The sequence below is a fragment of the Acinetobacter sp. WCHAc060006 genome, assembly GCF_004209135.1.
Classification (GTDB): Bacteria; Pseudomonadota; Gammaproteobacteria; order Pseudomonadales; family Moraxellaceae; genus Acinetobacter; species Acinetobacter cumulans.
In genome coordinates this window covers 318,730-340,373 of the sequence record NZ_SGSS01000001.1, presented here as the reverse complement: position 1 = coordinate 340,373, position 21,644 = coordinate 318,730, and the positions used below count along the sequence as shown (strand labels likewise).

General features: G+C 40.5%; 16 protein-coding genes and 1 pseudogene. 2 read left to right on the top strand and 15 right to left on the bottom strand.

Annotated elements, in window-relative coordinates:
- Positions 1-109 precede the first annotated feature (109 nt).
- Positions 110-1,192 carry an amidohydrolase family protein gene (locus tag EXE29_RS01540; protein WP_120363743.1) on the top strand — a complete coding sequence of 361 codons (1,083 nt, stop codon included), beginning with the start codon at positions 110-112 and terminating at the stop codon, positions 1,190-1,192.
- A gap of 144 nt (positions 1,193-1,336) precedes the next feature.
- On the opposite strand, the gene EXE29_RS01535 is transcribed toward EXE29_RS01540, so the two are convergent.
- Complete coding sequence (locus tag EXE29_RS01535; RefSeq protein ID WP_106984430.1) at positions 1,337-2,323, bottom strand: GlxA family transcriptional regulator; 987 nt, start codon at positions 2,321-2,323, stop codon at positions 1,337-1,339.
- 101 nt (positions 2,324-2,424) lie between these two features.
- Between EXE29_RS01535 and EXE29_RS01530 the strand changes: the two are divergent.
- Positions 2,425-4,211 (top strand): annotated as a pseudogene (locus tag EXE29_RS01530) (acyl-CoA dehydrogenase).
- 105 nt (positions 4,212-4,316) lie between these two features.
- On the opposite strand, the gene EXE29_RS01525 reads toward EXE29_RS01530, so the two are convergent.
- The 14 genes from EXE29_RS01525 to nirD form a co-directional block, all read right to left on the bottom strand.
- Entirely contained in the window at positions 4,317-5,765 is a 1,449-nt protein-coding gene (locus tag EXE29_RS01525; RefSeq protein WP_120363742.1) for an NAD-dependent succinate-semialdehyde dehydrogenase, read from the bottom strand.
- A 196-nt stretch (positions 5,766-5,961) separates the two neighbouring features.
- Positions 5,962-8,130, bottom strand: coding sequence for a TonB-dependent receptor (locus EXE29_RS01520; RefSeq protein ID WP_120363772.1), 2,169 nt, complete (start codon positions 8,128-8,130; stop codon positions 5,962-5,964).
- Positions 8,131-8,452: 322 nt separating this feature from the next.
- Complete coding sequence (gene cysG / locus EXE29_RS01515) at positions 8,453-9,844, bottom strand: siroheme synthase CysG (RefSeq protein ID WP_106984334.1); 1,392 nt, start codon at positions 9,842-9,844, stop codon at positions 8,453-8,455.
- Positions 9,845-9,878: 34 nt separating this feature from the next.
- Positions 9,879-10,514, bottom strand: coding sequence for an ATP-binding cassette domain-containing protein (locus EXE29_RS01510; protein WP_106984335.1), 636 nt, complete (start codon positions 10,512-10,514; stop codon positions 9,879-9,881).
- A gap of 1 nt (position 10,515) precedes the next feature.
- Positions 10,516-11,199 (bottom strand): molybdate ABC transporter permease subunit, encoded by a 684-nt coding sequence (gene modB / locus EXE29_RS01505; RefSeq protein WP_106984336.1) that lies wholly within the window; start codon positions 11,197-11,199, stop codon positions 10,516-10,518.
- Positions 11,200-11,215: 16 nt separating this feature from the next.
- Positions 11,216-11,971: a molybdate ABC transporter substrate-binding protein gene (gene modA, locus EXE29_RS01500; protein ID WP_106984337.1), complete on the bottom strand. Its 756-nt coding sequence runs from the start codon at positions 11,969-11,971 to the stop codon at positions 11,216-11,218.
- A gap of 56 nt (positions 11,972-12,027) precedes the next feature.
- Complete coding sequence (locus EXE29_RS01495; RefSeq protein WP_120363741.1) at positions 12,028-13,269, bottom strand: molybdopterin molybdotransferase MoeA; 1,242 nt, start codon at positions 13,267-13,269, stop codon at positions 12,028-12,030.
- Positions 13,266-14,189 carry a bifunctional molybdenum cofactor biosynthesis protein MoaC/MoaB gene (gene moaCB, locus EXE29_RS01490; RefSeq protein ID WP_106984339.1) on the bottom strand — a complete coding sequence of 308 codons (924 nt, stop codon included), beginning with the start codon at positions 14,187-14,189 and terminating at the stop codon, positions 13,266-13,268. The genes EXE29_RS01495 and moaCB overlap by 4 nt, the downstream gene beginning before the upstream one ends.
- Before the next feature lie 49 nt (positions 14,190-14,238).
- Positions 14,239-14,811 (bottom strand): molybdenum cofactor biosynthesis protein MoaE, encoded by a 573-nt coding sequence (locus tag EXE29_RS01485; protein WP_117007338.1) that lies wholly within the window; start codon positions 14,809-14,811, stop codon positions 14,239-14,241.
- Between the two features lie 5 nt (positions 14,812-14,816).
- Positions 14,817-15,068, bottom strand: a complete 252-nt coding sequence (locus EXE29_RS01480) for a MoaD/ThiS family protein (RefSeq protein WP_117007339.1) — start codon at positions 15,066-15,068, stop codon at positions 14,817-14,819.
- Between the two features lie 4 nt (positions 15,069-15,072).
- Complete coding sequence (gene moaA, locus EXE29_RS01475; RefSeq protein ID WP_120363740.1) at positions 15,073-16,098, bottom strand: GTP 3',8-cyclase MoaA; 1,026 nt, start codon at positions 16,096-16,098, stop codon at positions 15,073-15,075.
- A 333-nt stretch (positions 16,099-16,431) separates the two neighbouring features.
- Positions 16,432-17,058 (bottom strand): molybdenum cofactor guanylyltransferase, encoded by a 627-nt coding sequence (gene mobA, locus EXE29_RS01470; RefSeq protein ID WP_106984343.1) that lies wholly within the window; start codon positions 17,056-17,058, stop codon positions 16,432-16,434.
- The gene (locus tag EXE29_RS01465; RefSeq protein WP_120363739.1) at positions 17,055-19,835 is read right to left on the bottom strand and encodes a nitrate reductase; all 2,781 of its coding nucleotides are present in this window, start codon (positions 19,833-19,835) and stop codon (positions 17,055-17,057) included. Before EXE29_RS01465 ends, mobA begins: the two co-directional genes overlap by 4 nt.
- Before the next feature lie 187 nt (positions 19,836-20,022).
- Entirely contained in the window at positions 20,023-21,633 is a 1,611-nt protein-coding gene (gene nirD, locus EXE29_RS01460; RefSeq protein ID WP_120363738.1) for a nitrite reductase small subunit NirD, read from the bottom strand.
- Positions 21,634-21,644: the final 11 nt, after the last annotated feature.

Here is a 21,644-nt window from a genome sequence, read left to right as displayed (position 1 = left end):
AGGATGTGCTTGTCATTTCATTGCAACACATCCTCTTTTAAAAACCGCCAAATTAAAAACGAAATTAATAATACCTGCACAGTTGCAATCAAAAAGATAAGGACATCCAATGTCAAAAATACCTGAACATAATTTGAATATTGACGTGCATCATCATTTGATCCCGCCTGCTTTTACCGCAGCTATGCAAAAACATGGCATCGATAAAGTTGCAGGTGCACCATTACCGCCTTGGAATGCAGAACGCTCATTGGAAGCAATGGACTTGATTGGGACACAAACAGCGATCACCTCTTTGTCTGCACCTGGGGTTTATTTAGGCAATCTTGATGAAGCTTGTGATCTTGCCCGTGCTTGTAATGAATTTTCTGCAGAGCTAAAAGTAAAATACCCAAGCCGTTTTGGTTCCTTTGCAACCTTACCGATGCCTTTTACCGAGCAATCCTGCAAAGAAGCTGAATATGCCTTAGATGTACTGAAAGCCGATGGTATTGTGCTTTTGGGCAGTACTGAAGGTATTTTTTTGGGAGATGCACAACTTGAAGAGTTGATGCATGTGCTGAATGAACGCAGTGCGACGGTATTTATTCACCCCAATATTCATGATTCGAGTAATCAAGTCAATTTGAATATTCCCGGTTTTATTTTAGAATTTTTATGCGACACCACACGTGCTTCGGTCAATCTGGTTGCTTCTGGCGTATTAGAACGCTTTCCAAAAATTAATTGGATCTTGGCACACGCTGGAGGTTTCCTACCTTATGTGGCTTGGCGCGTCTCACTTTGCAATATGATGCCGGAAATGGCGGAAAAGACCCCACAAGGCTTTTTACACTATATCCGCCGTTTTTATTTTGATACGGCGCTGTCACCATCACCTTATGCTATGGCAGCACTGAGTGAGTTGGTCGACCCAAGTCATATTCTTTTTGGCAGTGATTTTCCTTTTGCACCTAAGCAATTGTCGATCATTCAAAAACAAAATTTTGATGAGCTGAAAGTATTTGATGCAGATATGAAACATCAAATACTGCGTAATAATGCATTGAGTTTATTTCCGCAATTTAAAATTGGGCAGGAACAAAACATTCCTGAATTAAAACAATTTTCATCAGCAAATTTTGCCACCCGCTTTAAACACAGCATGATGAAACCTGTACTGAAAATGGGTGAAAATATACGAAAAAAATAAAAATATGGATTTATTTCAATCACACATTGCGTTAAATGTTGTGGTCTATGACTCAATGTGTGATTTGCTGTTGTCGCTTAAGCGAGAAGTTTATTTATTTCTATGAACAGGTTGTGTTAATCATCCATAACATGCATCATCATATTAGCGATGTATAATTTGTCGACTAAAATGTCTGCGATATTCAACAGGTGTTAAACCTGTCTTTTTTCTAAATAATCGTCTAAATGAGCTGGCATCGCTGTAGCCGACGTGTTGCATTATTTGCTCTATAGAATGTTGTGTTTCCTCAAGGTATTTACGTGCAGCTTCTATCCGTAAAGCCAATAAGTACTGATGTGGAGAAAGCCCAAGTGCCGTATTAAAGTGACGAATCAAGGTACGGTTGGTCACATTAAACTTCATTGCAACGTCATCAAAGTTGAGTTCTTGCTTTAAGTGATCAGACAAATAAATTTGTACTTTTTTAACCAACTGATCTTGATGCGCTTTGGCAATATTGAGTAAAGAATAAGAAGTTTGCAAAGCGTCTCGATGGTAAACAAAAGCCTTTGCTGTCTGTATCGCTGTTTCTATTCCATAAAAACGCTCAGTTAAATGTAAGGCTAAATCAAACCAAGCTAAGCCCCCGCCTGCACAATAAATTTCACCATCTCGGCTAATAAGTAAGTTCCTATTTAAATGGACTAAAGGATAACGATGGCTAAAAAACTCAGCATAGCCCCAATGGGTGGTCGCAGTTTTCCCATCCAGTAAGCCTGCTTCTGCTAGAAAAAAATTGCCTGTGCAGTTGGCAGCAATACTTTTTTGAGGTGTTGGAATGTTTTTTAAATACGTTATGAGCGCCGTATTGGCTTCTAGGGTTTGGATAATTTCTCGGCCAATGGTTGGTACAATAAATACATCCGCATCCATCACATCGGCATAACTATGTTTAACCGCAATGTGCATACCATTAATGCAATCCAAGGGTTGCCCATTGGGGCTAGAAATTTTCACCTGAAATAAAGAATGTACAGGGATATTTTGTATTCTTTGCCAACTGACACCGACTAAGCTCAGCATATCAACAATGCCTGTAATGGCTGATGCCAAGGCGCCATTAAATCCTAATACGGCTATTTTGATCATATCTTGTCGTTTTTTCATCCATAGATGTCAATATTGACAATCCTCAAATTAAAATTCAACTGCTAATCTTTGTATATACAATACGATTCAGGATGATGCACATGGGGCCTTTAATTCAGCTTAAAGATTTGGACTTTCTTTTATATCAGGTATTTAATGCCGAGCAATTAACAGAATTTCCGCGCTATCAAGACCATGATAGAAGCTCTTTTAACAGTATATTAGATACAGCACATGGCATCGCCTTAGACTTTTTTGCACCACATAACGCAAAAGCAGACCATCATGAACCCACATTTGATGGTAAAAAAGTTACTACCATTGATGAAGTTAAAATTGCATGGAAACAATTTGCCGATGCAGGCTTATTATGCGCACAACATGATTATGCTGATGGTGGTATGCAGTTACCTACGCTTTTAAACATGGCCTGTAATGCTTTTTTATGTCAGCGAACCCTTCGACTGTGGCCTATTGCTTTTTAACTTCGGCGGCGGCCAATGTAATTCATGCCTTTGCAACAGAAGAACAAAAAGCAATGTTTTTACCCTCCATGCTGAATGGTCGTTTTTCAGGCACTATGGCGCTCACTGAGCCAGATGTAGGTTCTTCTTTAGGTGATTTAAGCACCAAAGCAATTCCACAGGAAGATGGTACTTTTAAAATTAAAGGTCAAAAAATGTTTATCTCTGGTGGAGATCAAGACATTACTGAAAATATAGTGCACCTCGTACTTGCCCGTATTCAAGATGCACCTAGTGGGACCAAAAGCATTTCTCTATTTATTGTGCCAAAAATTCGCACACATGCCGATGGCACATTAGCCGAAGCCAATGATGTTAATTTAGCAGGCCTACTGCATAAAATGGGCTACCGTGGCACAACTTCAACCGTATTAAGTTTTGGTGAAAATGATGATTGTGTTGGCTATTTAATTGGTGAGGCTGGCCATGGCCTTAAATACATGTTCAAAATGATGAATGAAGCTCGAGTCGGTGTTGCACTTGGCGCATCCATGATTGGTTATCGTGGTTATTTAGAATCTTTAACCTATGCTAAAAATCGACCGCAAGGACGCTTACCTACAGATAAAACTAGCCACTCAAAACCAGTTAATATTATTGAACATGCGGATGTAAAGCGTATGTTATTGGCCCAAAAGAGCTATGTTGAAGGCTCTCTTGCGATTTGTTTATTTGCTGCACGTTTAATTGATGAACACCAAGTCAATGGCAATGAAGACAGTGCCATTTTATTAGACCTGATTACACCAGTAGTCAAATCGTTTCCTTCTGCATACGGGCCAAAAGCCAATGATTTAGCCATTCAAGTGCTGGGTGGCGCAGGCTACACTCGAGAATACCCTGTAGAACAGTGCTATCGAGATAATCGTCTCAATCCGATTCATGAAGGCACTTTTGGTATACAGTCTTTAGATTTATTGGGCCGAAAACTTTGGCAACATCATCGTCGTGGCCTAGAGTTATTGCTTCAACGTATTCAGCAAACTTTGGAGGCATCTACCTCTGAAGAAGTTGCACCTTTGGCCAAAATATTCAAAGTGCATTTAAATACGCTACAACAAACAATTGCTGTTTTGGGGCAATCTTTACACGAAGGCAAAGTGAATGAAACTTTGGCAAACTCAGCACTATTTTTAGAAATGATGGGCCGAGTGATTGTGGCATGGCTTTGGTTAGAAATGAGTAATAAGGCACTTATGACTTATGGACAATCTGAAAATCATGAAGATATTAGCTTCCTGAAAGGTAAATTGCAGGCTGCACAATATTATATACAGTGGGAATTACCAGAAATTGAGCATTATGCAAAATTACTCATGCAGTTTGATACGACTTGTTCAAATATGCAGATTGATTGGTTCTAATGTAGATATTTGCAGTGGATTTTTGCCACTTCGTATATGTAAATGCATTGAGTTAAATGAAAAATAAGGATCATGAGATCCTTATTTTTATTTGAGATACGGCGTTTAAATACCAATACACATATATTTAATTTCTAAGTAGTCTTCAATGCCGTACTTAGAACCTTCACGGCCAGTCCCTGATTCTTTAATACCACCAAAAGGCGCAACTTCCGTAGAAATGAGGCCTTCATTAATTCCAACCATTCCATACTCTAGCGCTTCTGAAATATTCCACGCTCGGCTTAAGTTATTGGTATAAATATAAGAAGCTAAACCATATTCGGTATCATTTGCCATCTGAATCGCTTCTGCATCTGTACTAAATTTAAATACTGGAGCCAGTGGCGCAAAAGTTTCATCTTTGGCAACCAACATCGCTTGAGTCACACCAGATAAAATTGTAGGTTCAAAGAAGGTATGACCTAAAGCATGGCGCTGACCGCCAGTCACTACCGTTGCACCTTTTGCGACAGCATCGGCAATGTGTTGTTCAATTTTTTCCACTGATTTTTCATTAATCAATGGCCCTTGCTCTGCACCTGCTTCAAATGCTGGAGCAACTTTTAATTGATTTACAGCAGTAGTTAATTTTGCAAGAAAGGCATCATGAATGCTGTCTTGAACCAAAATACGGTTGGTACATACACAGGTTTGGCCTGAGTTACGGAATTTAGACGCCATTGCACCTTGCACCGCTTTATCAAGATCAGCATCATCAAATACGATAAATGGTGCATTCCCCCCGAGTTCCATGCTCACTTTTTTCATGGTGGTTGCACATTGTGCCATTAATAACTTACCAACCGCTGTTGAACCAGTAAATGAAACTTTTTTGATAGCTGGATGTGAACTCAGCACGGCACCAATATCTCGTGAGCTACCTGTAACCACGTTCACTACACCTTTTGGAATTCCAGCACGTTCTGCGAGTGCAACCAAGGCCAATGCAGATAATGGTGTTTCAGAGGCAGGTTTAATGACAACAGTACATCCTGCAGCCAATGCAGGACCGACTTTACGTGTGATCATGGCATTGGGAAAGTTCCAAGGGGTAATGGCTGCAACAACACCAATCGGTTGTTTAATAACAACCAAACGACGACCTTGTTTGTCGTGTGGAATCACATCGCCGTAGGTGCGTTTTGCTTCTTCGGCAAACCATTCTATAAAACTTGCGCCATACGCAATTTCGCCACGACTTTCGCTCAGTGGTTTACCTTGTTCTGTACTTAAAATGACAGCCAAATCTTCTTGATGCGCCATCATTAAATCAAACCACTTGCGCAGTAAAGTGGAGCGTTCTTTGGCAGTCGTTTGTTTCCATGAAACTAAAGCTGTTTCTGCAGCTTCTACCGCTTGTTCTACTTGTTCAGTACTGGCACTTGGCACGCGTGCAATTTCTTCACCAGTGGCTGGATTGATCACAGCAAAATTTTGACCATCAGATGCATTGCACCATTCGCCATTAATATAAATTTGTGTTTTAAGCAGTTCAGAATTTTTAAGCTGCATCCATGTTCTCCTTAATTGACGCTAGGTGTCGCATTCATTGGAGATGAGACCCTATTCAAATTTGTTGTTCTTCAGATGAAATGAAGAAAGCAGATGGTAGTCTACACCCCATCTGCTCAATTCAATGTTTAATAATTTTATTTACATCGCACCAAATTGCTGATGAGACATATTTTAAATACTTAAATTAACGAAGTTAAAAGTTCACAGTCCACGATAACTGCGCTGTACGTGGTGTGCCTAAAAATAAGTAATCATCGCCAAAGTATGCTCCAGCATCACGCCAGTATTTTTTATTTAAAACGTTCTCTACATTTAAGCGTACCGAATGTGCATAGTCATTGGTTTTAAACTGATATATCGCGCCTAAATCAAATAAGGTATAGCTTGGCACAGATACATTGCCCAGCTTATTGGCATTTTTTCGACCGCTGTATTGCATGCCCACCAAAAGCTTTAAACCTTCAACTTGCGCTACGCGATATGTCAAATGGTTAGCAAAGCGTAATTTAGGTACGTTCTGAGCTTGATGGCCTTCATTTTCTAAGGTATTCGTGCCTTTTAAACGTGCGCGGGTAATGGCTACACTGGATGCCAACTCTAAATTAGGTGAAACATTGCCTTGCAAGCCCAGCTCAAGCCCAAGATTATGTTGTTCACCCTGCGTGACAAAATCCAAAGCAGTATTGGTATATTGATGGTCTTGGGTTAAGTCAAACAGTGCAGCAGTGAAAAGTAATGTTTGCCATTGTTGCTTTAGACCTAACTCATATTGCGTGGAATAAATTGGGGCTAATGTTTCAAAATTATTGTTGGCAAACCATGGCGCTTGGCCACCATCACTTAAACCTTTAGCATAAGATGCATAAATATGTGTGCCTTGCCAAGGTTGATACATCAATGCCAGCTGAGGCAAGAATCGATTGATGTCTGTATCACGTAATTGGGTTTGTGTTGCATCAAATGCTTGTTCATTTAAATGAAGCAGTTTTCCGCCAGCAAGTACTGACCATTCTGCATTTAAATCAATGAGATCAGAAATATTTAACGCAGTTTGTTTGCTATCTAAAGATTTATAATGATTGCCTAAGCTAACGGTTGTAGGTGTAACATCCCCCACATTTTGATGAATATTTCCCGTACCAATCCATTCATTAACTGCATCATATTGTGCATGTCTTTTGTAGGTATGTGTCAGCTCTACATTTAACTGATGTTGCCAATCGCCCGTCGCAAATTGACCATTTAAGCCAGTCTTAAATTGATTACTTAAATAGCTATCGTTCGGGCTATGGTAATCATAAAGATCATAGTAACCATTTTGGTCAAAGGTATTGCCAAAGCCTGTACTTTGGCATATTGCATCATAACATCCCCATGGAAAAGCCGAATAATCATCCACTACAGTACGACTTTGTGATGCATTGGCATAAGCATTCCATAAATCATTAATTTGATGACTAAATTTTAAATTACTGTTTAAACTGGTATTGGTTACGGGATTAGTCCAGCTTTGATAACCCAATAAACGATCCCAACTCACATCACTAGGGACAGTCGCATTGTCCAAAAGCTGATATCCCGGTACGGAGCGTTGACGCTGACGTTGTGATTCGATATCGAACTCAAGTTTTGAGCGGTCAGAAACCTTCCAATCAAGAGCCAATGAACCAAACAGGCGTTGACCAATAGCATGTTCTACATTGGGATGCATTTGTTCTTTGGCAAGGTTTAAACGGTAACCAAACTGCTGTTCTGTACCAAAAAAATCTCCCATATCTGCTGCAATGCGGTGACCACCATAGCTATCTGCATCTAAAGTCAGTGCACGTATATGCTCAGGGCGTTTAGTTACATAATTAACCACACCGCCCGGTGTAGACATACCACTTTGTATTGCACTAATCCCTTTGAGTATTTCGACTTGCTGTTTATTTTCAAGTGCAATATTTTGCTCGCCACGCAGTAAATTGCCATTCATTAAATAGCTAGAGCCAAGATTAAGGTAAAAACCACGCATGACAAAATTGGCATAGTAACCAATGGGCGCATAACCCTCACCTACAGCAGCGTCATTTTTTACCACATCTGCCAGTGTTTTAGCTTGTTGATTTGCAATAGTTTCGGCACTAATACGACTTATGGATGCTGGGATGTCAATCAGATTTTCTTGATGAAATCCTGTTAAGTTAATTTTTTCTTTCAGTACTTGATTAGTTGGTGCACTAATATGAATCGTATCTAACTGTTGTGGCTGCTCTTCATTTGCATGTGTCAGCGTAGCGTTCAGTCCTAGACTTGAAAGTGCGCCTACGGCCAATAATGCTTTTTGTAATTGAGATAATGAAAAAGGATACGCTTTCACAACTTGACCCGACCTTAAACTGTAGTGGTTTAATAAAGTTTTAAGACTGAAATTTAGGGCGTGAGTATTGACAATTTTATGGCGCATAACAAGTGCATTTTCGGTCAATTGATCGAGTTTTTTAAATCTTCACTCAATCAATTTTGACATATTGAACATTGGCCTTGGTTATGTGCATCAATATACGCTTTATGAGCAGGAATCTAGCGCCTTGCTAATCGTTTAAACCGCTTTTGAAGTGAAAGGCATGTCTATTGCCTAATAACAGTACCATCGAAAAATCAGTGAAACTATGCTTAGGCAAACAAACAGTTTTAAAGTCTTACAGCTGTTTCAATTGATGCTGCCAATTGAGTTGTTCGCGTAAGTTGACAACTTCACCAATGATCGTAAGTGTGGGTGCTTGAATTTCATGCTCAAGCACTTTAGCGCTAATATCGGCTAATGTTCCGACCACTACCTTTTGCTCAGGTGTGGTGCCTTTTGAAATGAGCGCCACTGGCATATCAGCACGTTGACCATGCGCAATAAGTTTTTGGCAAATGGTTTCTAGCCCCATTAAACCCATATACAGTACCAGTGTTTGATTTTCATACACCAATTCAGACCACGGCAACTCGGGAGAGCCTTCTTTTAAATGTCCTGTTAAGAAGCGAACACTCTGTGCATAATCACGATGCGTTAAGGGAATACCTGCATAAGCAGAACAACCCGAGGCTGCGGTAATACCAGGTACCACTTGAAAGTGAATATTTGCCTCGCAAAGCTCTTGTAATTCTTCTCCACCACGACCAAAAATAAAGGGGTCGCCCCCCTTCAGCCGGCAAACACGTTTGCCTTCTAAAGCATATTTCACCAATAAAGCATTAATTCCTTCTTGCGGTACACTGTGGTTAGAGCGCGCTTTCCCGACATAGATTTTTTCTGCATCGCGTCGGCATAGTTCTAATATGGGTGCAGAAACCAGCCGATCATAAATAATCACATCCGCTTGTTGCATTAAACGTAAGGCTTTGAGTGTTAATAGCTCTGGGTCACCTGGCCCAGCACCTACTAAATAGACTTCCCCTTTCGGTTTTTGCCAATGTTTTAAAGCTTCAGTAATCAGTTGATCTGCTTGAGCAATATTGCCACTAAAAACCTGTTCTCGTAGAGGACTAGCATACAAGTTTTCCCAAAAGATACGGCGTTCATCTGCGGTGTTTATTTTATCTTTTACAGCACTACGCCATTTTCCAGAAAATTCTGCTAAACGCCCAAGCTCATGCGGTATTGTTGATTCAAGTTGAGTGCGTATTTGTCGGGTGAGTACTGGGGAAGTCCCATTACTGGCCACTGCAATCATTAAAGGTGAGCGATCAATAATTGCAGGTAACATAAAGCGACAATGTGGAACGTCATCCACGCTGTTAACCAACACATTTTGGCATTCACTTAAGGCATATATTTCTGCATTTAATGCATGCAAGTTCGTGGCAGCAATCACCAACCGATATTCTGTAAGCGCAATATCGGCTTGAAATTCACGGGCAATATATTGACCTTTAGACGCGACTACTAATGCCAATAAATCATCATGTATCGTTGGTGCAATTACTGTAATAATTGCCCCTGCTTTCACCAAAAGTTGTGCCTTACGGTATGCAATGGCCCCGCCACCGACAATTAAACAAGGTTGATGTTGCAGTTTGAGTGAAATTGGTAAAAAGTCCATGTGTATCTGTCCAATTTTGAAATATTGATGTGTCTTAAGTTATTTTTCCGTGATCCATATACATCACCTGTGCATCCAAATAGCTGAGTTCTTCTAAATGGTGTGTGACATAAATTATTGGCAAGTTCGTTTGCGCTTTAATATTTTTTAAAAACGGTAAAATTTGGTCTTTTAATTTACGGTCTAAACCTGTTAAAGGCTCATCAAGCAAAAGTAAATCTGGTGAAGATAGTAGCGCTCGTCCGATTGAAATTCGCTGTGCTTCTCCGCCAGAGAGCTGATTGACACGACGCTTAAGGAGTGGCTTTATTTCGAGGAGTTCAACCACTTCATCAAAACTAAATTTGCATTCGGCAGTATTTTGAAAACGTAGTGAATATTGTAAATTTTGCATTACGTTAAGGTGCGGAAAGAGACACGCTTTTTGAAAAATTAACGCAATACGGCGTTGGTGCATGGGCACATGTAACTGGGTCTGTGCATCATCTAACAGATGTTCATTCAATTGAATAAAGCCCTCTTTGGGCTGTAATAATCCCACTATATTTTTTAAGAAAGTTGATTTTCCACTTCCCGACGGCCCCGAAATGCCCAGCAGTTGTGTTTGCATGTCTATTTGAGCGTGTAGATCAAAATTTGCATATTGAAAATGGAAGTCACATCGAAGCATGCTAGGCTCCTAACTTTCGTTGAAAGCGTTGTAAAATATAATAATTTGCAATTAAGGCAGACATGGCAATACAAACAGAAAGCACCACTAAACGCATGGCAGCTTGCTCACCATTGGGCTGTTGAATAAGTGAATAAATGGCAATTGGTATGGTGCGTGTTTCATCTGGAATATTGCCCACAAAGGTAATTGTTGCACCAAATTCACCTAAGCTACGGCTAAATCCTAAAATGCTACCCATCAAAATACCTGGTAAGGCCAAAGCCAAGCTAATGCTTTGAAAGACTTGTCTTGGATTTGCCCCTAAAGAACCTGCGACTTGCTCTAATTCTTGGTTGATCATTTGAAAAGACAAACGAATAGGTTGCACAATTAAAGGAAATGCAACAATCATGGAGGCCAAAACAGCACCCTTCCAGTTAAAGACCAACTGAATCCCCCAGTGCTGAAGCAGTTGCCCAACCCAGCCATTTGCACCAAATACAATCAGCAACATATAACCCAGCACCACAGGGGGTAAAACCATTGGTAACTGCAGTAAAGCTTCGACTAAAAATTTGCAATAAAAGTCATGCCGAGCAAGTACCCAAGCCAAGGCTATGGCAAAAGGCAGACAAAAAAGCGTTGCACACATAGCCACTTTGGCCGATAAATATAAGGCGCTCCACTCTTCAGGACTTAGCATTACATCACCCTAGCCTTTAGCGCTTAAAACCGTATTGTTTAAAAATGTGTTTTGCGGTTTCTTGTGTTTTTAAATAGTGATAAAACGCTACAGCATCTTTGTTTTGCATACCTTGTAGGGTTAAAGCGACAGGATACTCAATCGGATGGTGGCTATTCGCTGGAAACACACTGAGTATTTTCACTTTCTTGCTAATCATGGCATCTGTTCGATAGACAATACCCACGGTACATTCCCCACGCTCTACAAATGCCAATGCAGAACGTACATCATCTGTACCCACAATTCGGCCAGCCAAACTATTGAGCCAATTTAATTTAATTAAACTCTGTTTGGTATATTTGCCAACTGGCACAGATTCCATTTGACCTGTACATAGATGTCCCTGAAATGATTGTGCAAAGGCAAACTCTGGTACAGTTTTTATTTTGAGCGTACTTGTGCGGGGGCCAATTAAAACCAAATCATTAGATAAGAGCGTGTGAATGGAGTTTGCCTGTATTTTCTGTTTTTTGAGTAAATAACTCATCCAGTCTTGGTCTGCAGAAAAATAAATATCGCTGGGTGCACCTGCTTCAATTTGCTTGGCTAATGCAGAAGATGCCCCAAACACAGGAACAATTTTCACATCACTGTGCTTGGCTTGATACTGTGTTGCAATATCTGTAATTGCATTACTTAAACTTGCAGCAGCATATATTTTTACAGTTTCAGCGTGTGTGATATTCGACAGTACACACAACCCTATGATGAGAGTAGAAGGTAAACGCATTGGTAATTCCTATAGGATGAGTGAGCCCTTATACATAGCCATGATGTATTTAGAAATTAAATAAAAATGCCATTTAGACATTGCCCAATCTGTATGCTCTGGTTGGCAGGTACACGTACCAAACAATTGGCATACATTAGATTGCTTAACATATGTGATTGTTGCTTTGTTAAATTGCTTAAACGAAGGATGCCTTGTTCAAATTGAACAGACATACGTAAAAAACGTTCACGTGCATCAGGTTTTAGCGCATGGGTCATTTGCCCACTAAACCAGTTCGGTTGTTGTTGTTGATTTTGTAGCGCATTGAGTAAAGTGGATGCATAAATTTGCATGCCTACATAAACTGCAGCAGGGTTTCCAGGTAGACCGAGCAAGTAGCAATGATGCAAATTGCGCTCTGTATATTGCGCAAAAAACATGGGTTTGCCAGGTTTTTGCTTAATTTTCCAAAAGATTTGTTCAAAACCAACCTTTAGGGCCACAGGACGGACAAAGTCATAATCACCTACTGATACACCACCAGTCGTAATGATCAGGTCATATTGGTTTTTAAGTTGGTCGAATAAAGCTGAAACCGCGCCTTCATCGTCTGCTACATGAAATATGCTGACCTTTTGATTACGTGCTTTAAACCATGCTTGAATGAGCGGTGCATTGGCATCAAAGATTTTACCCGTAGCTAAATCGCTGGCCTCCATTGCAATTTCATCACCTGTAATCACCATTGCAACTTTCGGATAACGATAAACCTGTACATGCCTAACTCCCGCGATGCTTAAGGCTGCGATAGCACCGACGCTCAGCTGTTGACCGTGCTCTGCCAATCGCTGACCTTGTGCAATTTCTTCACCTATATCTCGAATATCGGTATGTGTGGCTAAATCATGGCTTAGCACAATTTTATCTGCATAGGCTTGTACAATTTCTTGCCGTGCAACAGTCGTTGTGTGCTGTGGAATTGCTGCACCCGTAAATATTCTTACAGCTTGACCTTCACGCAGGGAAATATTTGCCAATTGACCTGCGCGTAGTTCACCGACTAGTTCAAATTCTGTGTGTGCATGTACATCGCCTGTCGCACAAATTGCATAGCCATCGACAGCACTTTGTGAAAACATGGGTAAATTAAGACTTGAATATACAGCTTCCGCGAGAAAATGGTTTAAGGCATCAGAAAGAGCGACCGTTTCTGTACCTAGGCTTTGTACATTCTTAAAAATAAGTGCCAAGGCTTGATCAATTGAAATTAATCCAGCTTCCGCACCACAGGCTAAATGTCCGACCGATTGATTCATTGATATCCTCCTGCATGAGGGATATTTTTTTGCACATCAAATAAGTGAACCAAGGCGGGTAAAATGGCAATTAAAGATTCTTTAGCACCTTGACGGCTCCCTGGTAAGGTAATGACAAGGCTTTGATCAATATAGCCTGCAATACCTCGACTTAAAGCCGCATAAGGCGTCCGCTTTTGTCCAAAACTTCGCGAAGCCTCCATTAAGCCGGGAATTTCACGCTGTAACAGAGGCTGAAGTGTTTCTACAGTTAAATCTTTCGGACCTAAGCCTGTACCACCCACAGTTAAAATTAGCGGATATTGCGCTTTATGCTGTTCAACCAAAGCCAAAAGTTGTTCAGGACTATCTGATATAACTTGATAGCTGATGTTGCTAAAATTTGCTTCTTCTAAAATTTCTAAAACATTCTGCCCCGCTGTATCTGGTTTTTTACCTGCAGCAACAGTATCTGAAAGCACAATAATAGATGCGGACAAAGCTTCTTTAAGCACACGACTAAAGTGAGATTTTCCACCTTTTTTCTTCTGCAGCTTTACCTGATCCAAACATAAGTCTTCTGGTTCACAGTGCGGTTTGAGCATGTCATATAAAGTCAAACCTGCAAGGCTTACCGCAGTCAAGGCTTCCATTTCAACCCCAGTTGGGCCAATGGTTTCGACCACTGCACTAATTTCGACATGCGCCTCAAATAGTTGATATTCGACATCTGCACGGTAAATGGGCAATGGATGACACAACGGAATTAGTTCATCAGTACGTTTTGCCCCTAAAATACCTGCAATCCGTGCAGTTTTTAGCGCATCGCCTTTTTCAGTATTGCCATTTCTTAATAATTCAATGCAATGTGCCGGTGCATGAAGTATCCCTGTGGCAATTGCAGTACGATAGCTTTCAGCTTTCATCCCGACATTTTTCATTGCATTTCCTCAATCTAGTTTTTTAAATATATTTAAAATTTTTATAAATTTATAAAGGCCATTGATAGAAAACAGGCACTTTGGCTGATTCATCAATATCTTGGCTTAAATGGTGTTCATCATGCTGATGTGAGCAGTGTGTATGTGTCGCTGTGATTAAAGATCCTGTATGCGCGTTGGGGTCATGGTCTTTACGAATACAGCAACCTTCTACATATTGGCTACTGCCATCCATATAGAATTCTTCTTTCCACACGGGCACTTCATGCTTTACACGTTCTACTGCTTCTTCACAGGCTTGAAAAGCTTCACGACGATGCGCTGAATAGGCCATGGCAATAATTGCTGTATCGCCTATATCTAAAGCCCCAACTCGATGAACCACTCTTACATAAGACACGCCGTATTTTGTTTGAATGTCATGCTCAATTTGGCGAATCATTTTTTCGGCAACAGGTGCATAAGCGGTATATTTCAATGCTTTTACCGCTTTGCCATCATGATGATTACGTACAGTTCCAATAAATACTCCCACACCACCACATTCTGGAAAAGCATGGATTGTGTCAAATAGCGCTTGGTTAAATAATTCACTTTGAATACGCGAAAAATCTTTGAGCATGAGTTTTAACCTCCTGCGACAGGTGACAACAACACAACAGTGCTATTTTGCGTTAAATGTTGCTGTCTAGAGATAATGTCTTCGCCGATTGCACAGGCACAGCGCTCTAGCATTGCTTCAACTTGCGGATAGGTCTGCACGATCATATTTAAGACCTCTGCAACTGTGGCATTAAACTCACACTCAAAAGTCAGTTCTTGAGGAAGTTGTTTTTCGATTGCACCAAAAGCTTCTATACAGATGTTTATGCTATGCATCGGCTTAGCCTCCAATCATGTGCATGCTAATTTTACGAAGACCGCTTGACTGATTTTGTGCCATTAAGCTATGAAAGCCTTGTTCTTTTTGCCAAATATAAGAGGCCAATTTACTATTTAAAAGTGTGCCATTTTGCTGAGGATAAAAACTTAATGCCTCAATATCCTGCTTGATATTCAACCCTTGCAGTGAAAATAAACAATTATAAAATTCGCCTTGCGCATTTAGTCTCAAACGGTCACAGCGACCACAAAAGGAGTTTGTAATGGTGGAAATAATCCCCAAAGCTTGACCATTCACTAAGTATTGACGCGCAGGCTGTGCGCCTTGTCCTTCTAAAATCTGTACGTTAAATTGGCTGCTTAAGATTTCTAATATGTATTGTTCGGACACGACCTCTTGTTGAGTCCATTTTTTATCGCCATCTAAGGGCATAAACTCAATAAAACGTAATTCAACGTGTTGTTGCAAGGCCCATTGCACTAAGGGAATAATTTGATTGCTATTAAAACTCTGCATCAGCACAGTATTAATTTTGAGCTTCAATCCTACTTTTTTTGCTTCAGCAATGCCTTCTAGCACTGGAGCAAGTTTTCTTTGAGTGAGTTGCTGAAATTGTGTTGCATCTAAGCTATCTAAACTAATATTTAAGTCATCTAAGCCTGCTTGTTTTAAGGCCTGTGCATATTGCTTTAAATAATGACCATTAGTGGTCATAGAGATTCGTTTTAAACCCAAAGTTCTTAGTGCTTGTAGTTGTTGTACAAAATGAACAACTCCCTGACGCATGAGTGGTTCACCACCAGTAATACGAATTTGCTCAATACCGCGTTGTACCATAAATTTGCAAAATGCGTATAAAGCTTCAAAGCTGAGTAAATTATGTTTATGCATCCATTCAGGGTGCTCAGGCATGCAATACACACATTTAAAATTACACCGATCTGTCACCGATATACGCAATTTACGCTTGTACCGCCCAAATTGATCTTGGAACGGAGTCGCTTGTAATTTTGTGATGCTATGCATACGTCTAATCCATTGCATTCAAATGCGCTGTAGATGAACAGCTCATTTGAGATGCCCTATTTTCTTGCAAGTTATTTAGCAAAAAGTGTTCCAACTTTGAGTGTTGTTTCTAAATTTTAAAAAATAAATTTTTATTGTTTAAAAACAGGGATATATTTTTGTAATTTTTGAAATGAGTACACTTCAAAACACTTTTGAAACAATGTCCCTTTTATTTTTAGCTACACACTATTCACATTAGTCATTACATGAGGGTGAGTGCTTAAATATCGTAATTACAATCAAGTGAATTGCACAGAAAATGTGCGTAATTTAATCACTTGTATTTAATGTTTATAAAAAATTGAGCTGCTGATGTTGTTGTAACTCATCAAATGAATTAATGCTGTGAAAAAATAGTGCATGATTTTTAAAACGTGCCAATTGCATGTGCATTTCTGCAAAACAATGCTTTAAACTGCGCTGATTTTGTTCTAAATGCATGCATATTTTAGGCAAACTGCTACGTTTTAATAAGCAAAATGGAAATAATGCCTTGCCGTTAATTTCAACAACCGCAACTTCGCATAAAGGATGGCGTTGCATAGCCTGATGTAAGCGTGAAATGACTTTTTTAGGAATATAAGTCACATCACAGGGTACAAATAATACATAGTCAGCTTGTACGTATTGCCATGCACTTTTCATCCCCATCAAAGGCCCATGAAATCCAGCTTCATCATCTTTAAAAAACTGAATGGATGGAATTAAGCGTTCATAAATCGAATGATCGCGATGACTATTGACCCAAACTTGACCAACACGACTTTTTAAATGTTGATGAATTTTGATTAATTGAATTTCATCGTCAAATTTATGTAAGAGTTTATTAATCCCGTTCATGCGTCGGGCTTGACCTCCAGCCAAAATAACTAAGTCCGTTTGCGGGTATGTAACCTGTTTAAATATTTTCTTTTTCATTCTGCATACTCCATCTGACAGGCTTTAATGAGCCCTCGAATTTCTGCTAAACATGAACCACAGTTACCGCCTGCTTTTAAACAAGCTGTGACTTGTTTTTCATGACTAATATTTTTTTCTTTGATGGTTTCGATAATGATATTTTTGCCGACTTTGAAACAGCTGCACACCAAAGGTCCTGCACTGTTACTCATACTCATTGGCTGTCCTGCAAGCAGCGCCTTACGGTGCATGGCGCTTAAACGCTCACGTTTAAACAACCCCGCAATCCAATCGCGATCAGGCAATAAAGCTTGAGGTGCTATATAAAGACTAGCAATAAGCTGGCCATCTTTAAGTACTATGCTATGACTCAAGTGAGCTGTTTGATCTTGTAAATTAAGCCACTCAAAACTTTCATCGGTAAAAGGCAGAAGTTCCTTCAAGTGTTCAACCGTGGCGCTAAATTTTTGACGGTCTGCAAGTTCATAGCGTGTTGCTTTTGCTGTAGTGACTTTAGTCCACCAAATCGTGTTTTGAATGGTAGATTGCACAATGTGTTCAAAGCCCTGACGCACGTACAGCACGCCTTGCCACTGTGTATAGAATGGCTGCACAAAAACAGGTGTATGTTTAAACTCAGGTTCGCCTGAAAGCGCATCAACCACAGGGTTAACCACTTTACCAATTCTCGCATCGGACGCTACCTGATCATTCCAATGAATAGGCGCAAAAACTTGTCCACGGCGTATATTGCTGCTGACTTGCGCACGTAAGATGCACAGTCCCCAATTGGATTTAACTTCAACCAATTCGCCATCTTTAACACCAAACTTCAAGGCATCTTGCGGATGAATTTCACAATACGGCTCTGCACGATGCGTACTTAAGTTTGCCGATAAACCCGTACGGCTCATGCTATGCCATTGGTCGCGAATACGGCCAGTATTTAAAATTAATGGATATTCGCCACAGACCTGATGTACAGGGTTAATTGCGGCTGTCGCCACAAATTTAGCTTTGGCATCTGCATGGCTGAATTGGCCTTGGGCAAACAAACGACTAACAGCATCAACGGCTTGATCAGCTTGCCATACAGGCCACTGAGTCGGTGCAAATTGGTTATAGTCTTCTAAGCTTAATTCAGTTAAACCGTGCAAGTTAAAATAACGGAAATGTTCTGCTGCAGCTCTTTGCCACAAAGGCGCATTTTTATACACAGATAATTTCGCATGTTCAATGAATATTTCATGAGCATTATTAAAGTTAAAACCTGAAAAGCCCATTTTTTTCGCCACTTGCGCGACTGCCCACCAGTCTGCTTTTGCTTCCACTGGTGCATCTAAAAAAGCAGATTGGCGTGAGATACGGCGTTCAGAATTGGTTACTGTGCCGTCTTTTTCACCCCAGCCCAATGCAGGCAGCAACACATCTGCATATTGTGTGGTATCTGTGTCTTTACAAATATCAGAGACAACTACAAATTCACATTGCTCAAGCGCACGTTTGACTTGATCTGCATCTGGCAAACTCACGACAGGATTTGTCGCCATAATCCAAATAGCTTTGATTTTCCCGCTTTCGACAGCTTGAAATAAATCTACTGCTTTTAACCCAGCCTTGTTGGCAATATATGGACTTTGCCAGAACTCTTGCACCAAAGACTGATGCGCTGCGTTATCTAGGTCTAAATGCGCTGCCAGCATATTGGCTAAGCCACCAACTTCACGGCCACCCATGGCATTCGGCTGTCCTGTCATTGAAAACGGCGCTGCGCCTAATTTGCCAATTTTTCCAGTCAGCAAATGACAATTGATAATGCTATTGGCTTTGTCCACACCACGTGAAGACTGATTGACGCCCATAGAAAATAGGCTCATGACCTTTTCTGTTTTGGCAAATTTTTCAAAGAAAATATTTAATTTTTCTAATGAAATACCTGTGCGTTCTGCAACAGCTTCGATAGATGCTTCTGATTCACTTTGCTGCAAAGCCTGAGCTAAACCTTGTGTATGATTCGCTATAAACTCAAGATCGCTATAATTATTTTTAACTAAGTACTGAAGTAAGCCGTTAAACAATGCAACGTCTTGACCAGGTAAAATTGGCAAATGCAAATCTGCAGCTTCACATGTACTGGTAAAACGCGGATCTATCACGACAACAAATAAATCACGTTCTTCTTTGGCCTTCATTATGCGCTGATACAGCACAGGATGGCACCAAGCAGTATTTGAACCCACCAAAACAACCATGTCAGTGTGTTCAAAGTCTTCATAGCTTGCTGGCACAAGATCTTCACCAAAAGCACGTTTATGTGCAGCAACTGCAGATGACATGCAAAGACGTGAATTGGTATCAATATTTGCTGTACCTAAATAGCCTTTTACAAACTTATTGACCGCATAATAATCTTCAGTCAGCAGCTGACCAGACACATAAAATGCGATGCTATCGCGTCCGTATTGATCAATGCATTGTTGAAATTTATTTGCAATTGCATCAATAGACTCATCCCATGTACTCACTTTACGCTCAGTTTTACGCCCCATCATTGGGTAAAGCACACGAGTTTCTAAGCCGAGCGTATCTGCTAAGTTGCTGCCCTTAATACAGAGCTTGCCGTAATTTGACGGATGATTCGCATCACCTTTAGTAATTACCGTTTTACCTTGTGCTGTTTCATTTACTTCAGCAGTTACACCGCAGCCTACGCCACAGTATGGGCAAGTGGTTTGCGTTGTTTTAATTTTGTTTTCTGTGGAGCTTGGCAGTTCCACCATCGGGATACTATTCACTTCTGCTCGCTCCTTTTTCCAAACTTTCTTAAACACTTAACACGCTCAAATCGGTGTCTTTTCATTCACGTTTATATTTAAAGATTAACTTTCGGTTCGACCTACTTTTCTTTCGGGAAAAGTAGGCAAAACCATTGCCCGCCGATGACGATTTAAATTTTGTCTCTTTTTTATCAGAGCGGTTCCATTACCCTGCTTTCTTTAATGCAAAATTCTTACCAAACAATAGTTTGTTCCGGATTGAACTAATTGGTGTTTCATCGGCAATCAATTCTGCATACCACGCACCGTCTTCTGTATCACCAAAAAGAACTGCACCAATGACTTTATCTTTTTGAATAATAATGCGTTTATATATTTGACGCTTTTCATCATTCAAAATGATGTCTTCAAAATCATCCTGCGGTTCAAAGTTGCCAGCTGAAAATACGTCACATCCGCTTACTTTTAATTGTGTAGGCACTGTTGGCGCTTTAAAAGTTAAACTGCCATGTTCAGCCAAATGTGATGCACAAATGAAAGCCTGTCCCCAAAGCGGTTCAACTAGTCCAAATGTTTGACTGCGGTGTTCAATACATTCCCCAACGGCATAAATACTTGGGTCAAAAGTTTGCATGGTGTCATTCACCATCACACCGCGTCCGCAGCGAAGCCCTGTACTTTGTGCCAAGGCAATATTTGGGCGAATACCAACTGCAAACACGACAAGATCTGCATCTAATACCGTGCCATCCTGCAAACGTAATTGTGTCACATGACCATCTTGCCCAATTAACTCTTGGGTATTCGCTGCGGTCAAAATACGAATACCTTTTTGCTCAATCGCTGACTTCAGCATCAGGCTGGCTTTTTCATCCAGCTGACGGTCCATAATACGATCCATCAAATGCAGTACCGTAACATTCATGCCACGCTGTTTCAGACCATAAGCTGCTTCTAGCCCTAATAGACCGCCGCCAATCACCACTGCATTTTTCTTGGTTTTGCAGTAGTCGAGCATTTTGTTGACATCATAAATATCACGGAAGCTTAAAACGCCTTTTAAATCAGTTCCCAGTATTGGCGGAATAAAAGGTTTAGAACCTGTCGCTAAAATCAGGCGGTCATAATCGATGACTAAACCTTTTTCTGTATAAACCTGCTTACGCGGACGGTCTATGCGTACTGCAGCATCACCTGCAACAAAACGGATGTTTTTACCTTCATACCATGCATGCGGATGCAGCATAATATCTTCAATCGTCTTATCACCGGATAGTACTGGCGAAAGCATAATACGGTTGTAGTTCCCCCATGGCTCTTCACCAATGACCGTAATTTCATAACGCTCTGGCGCCATGTCTAGCAAATCTTCTAAGCAGCGCATACCAGCTAAACCATTACCAACCAAAACCAATTTCATCAGCTGGGACGATGGCGCATTATTGGTAATATAGGTTTTTTGAGCAGTTGGGCTGATCAGCACACGGCCATTTTCAATTTTGCTTGGAAAAACCAGTAATTTTTGGTCTTTGTCTTCTAAGCAGCGGCCCGTTGCAAGGCTAAAATGCTGTTTATAAATAGGTGATGCAACTACACGTTCACCTTGCAAGTCGCCAATGATACCGCGCGACATGACATAAGCTTGACTAAACGGGTCTTGATTGCTCAGCGCATAAACTCGCTTTTCAGCACCTACTCGGAAAATCGCAATTTGCTGATCGCCAATTAAAGCACCTACACCTGTATTTGGCGTAATGTCATCTAAGGCACAAACATCAAACCACTCTAGATCATTCATTTCTTTTAAAATTGTCATATTCTTTATCC

What these genes read in the sequence shown, in the direction of transcription:
- nirD (WP_120363738.1), bottom strand. Translation starts at nt 21,633, where the DNA reads ATGACAATTTTAAAAGAAATGAATGATCTAGAGTGGTTTGATGTTTGT.
- cysG (WP_106984334.1), bottom strand. Translation starts at nt 9,844, where the DNA reads ATGGACTTTTTACCAATTTCACTCAAACTGCAACATCAACCTTGTTTA.
- EXE29_RS01525 (WP_120363742.1), bottom strand. Translation starts at nt 5,765, where the DNA reads ATGCAGCTTAAAAATTCTGAACTGCTTAAAACACAAATTTATATTAAT.
- EXE29_RS01480 (WP_117007339.1), bottom strand. Translation starts at nt 15,068, where the DNA reads ATGCATAGCATAAACATCTGTATAGAAGCTTTTGGTGCAATCGAAAAA.
- EXE29_RS01540 (WP_120363743.1), top strand. Translation starts at nt 110, where the DNA reads ATGTCAAAAATACCTGAACATAATTTGAATATTGACGTGCATCATCAT.
- mobA (WP_106984343.1), bottom strand. Translation starts at nt 17,058, where the DNA reads ATGAAAAAGAAAATATTTAAACAGGTTACATACCCGCAAACGGACTTA.
- modA (WP_106984337.1), bottom strand. Translation starts at nt 11,971, where the DNA reads ATGCGTTTACCTTCTACTCTCATCATAGGGTTGTGTGTACTGTCGAAT.
- EXE29_RS01495 (WP_120363741.1), bottom strand. Translation starts at nt 13,269, where the DNA reads ATGAATCAATCGGTCGGACATTTAGCCTGTGGTGCGGAAGCTGGATTA.
- EXE29_RS01510 (WP_106984335.1), bottom strand. Translation starts at nt 10,514, where the DNA reads ATGCTTCGATGTGACTTCCATTTTCAATATGCAAATTTTGATCTACAC.
- modB (WP_106984336.1), bottom strand. Translation starts at nt 11,199, where the DNA reads ATGCTAAGTCCTGAAGAGTGGAGCGCCTTATATTTATCGGCCAAAGTG.
- moaA (WP_120363740.1), bottom strand. Translation starts at nt 16,098, where the DNA reads ATGCATAGCATCACAAAATTACAAGCGACTCCGTTCCAAGATCAATTT.
- EXE29_RS01535 (WP_106984430.1), bottom strand. Translation starts at nt 2,323, where the DNA reads ATGATCAAAATAGCCGTATTAGGATTTAATGGCGCCTTGGCATCAGCC.
- moaCB (WP_106984339.1), bottom strand. Translation starts at nt 14,189, where the DNA reads ATGAAAAATGTCGGGATGAAAGCTGAAAGCTATCGTACTGCAATTGCC.
- EXE29_RS01485 (WP_117007338.1), bottom strand. Translation starts at nt 14,811, where the DNA reads ATGCTCAAAGATTTTTCGCGTATTCAAAGTGAATTATTTAACCAAGCG.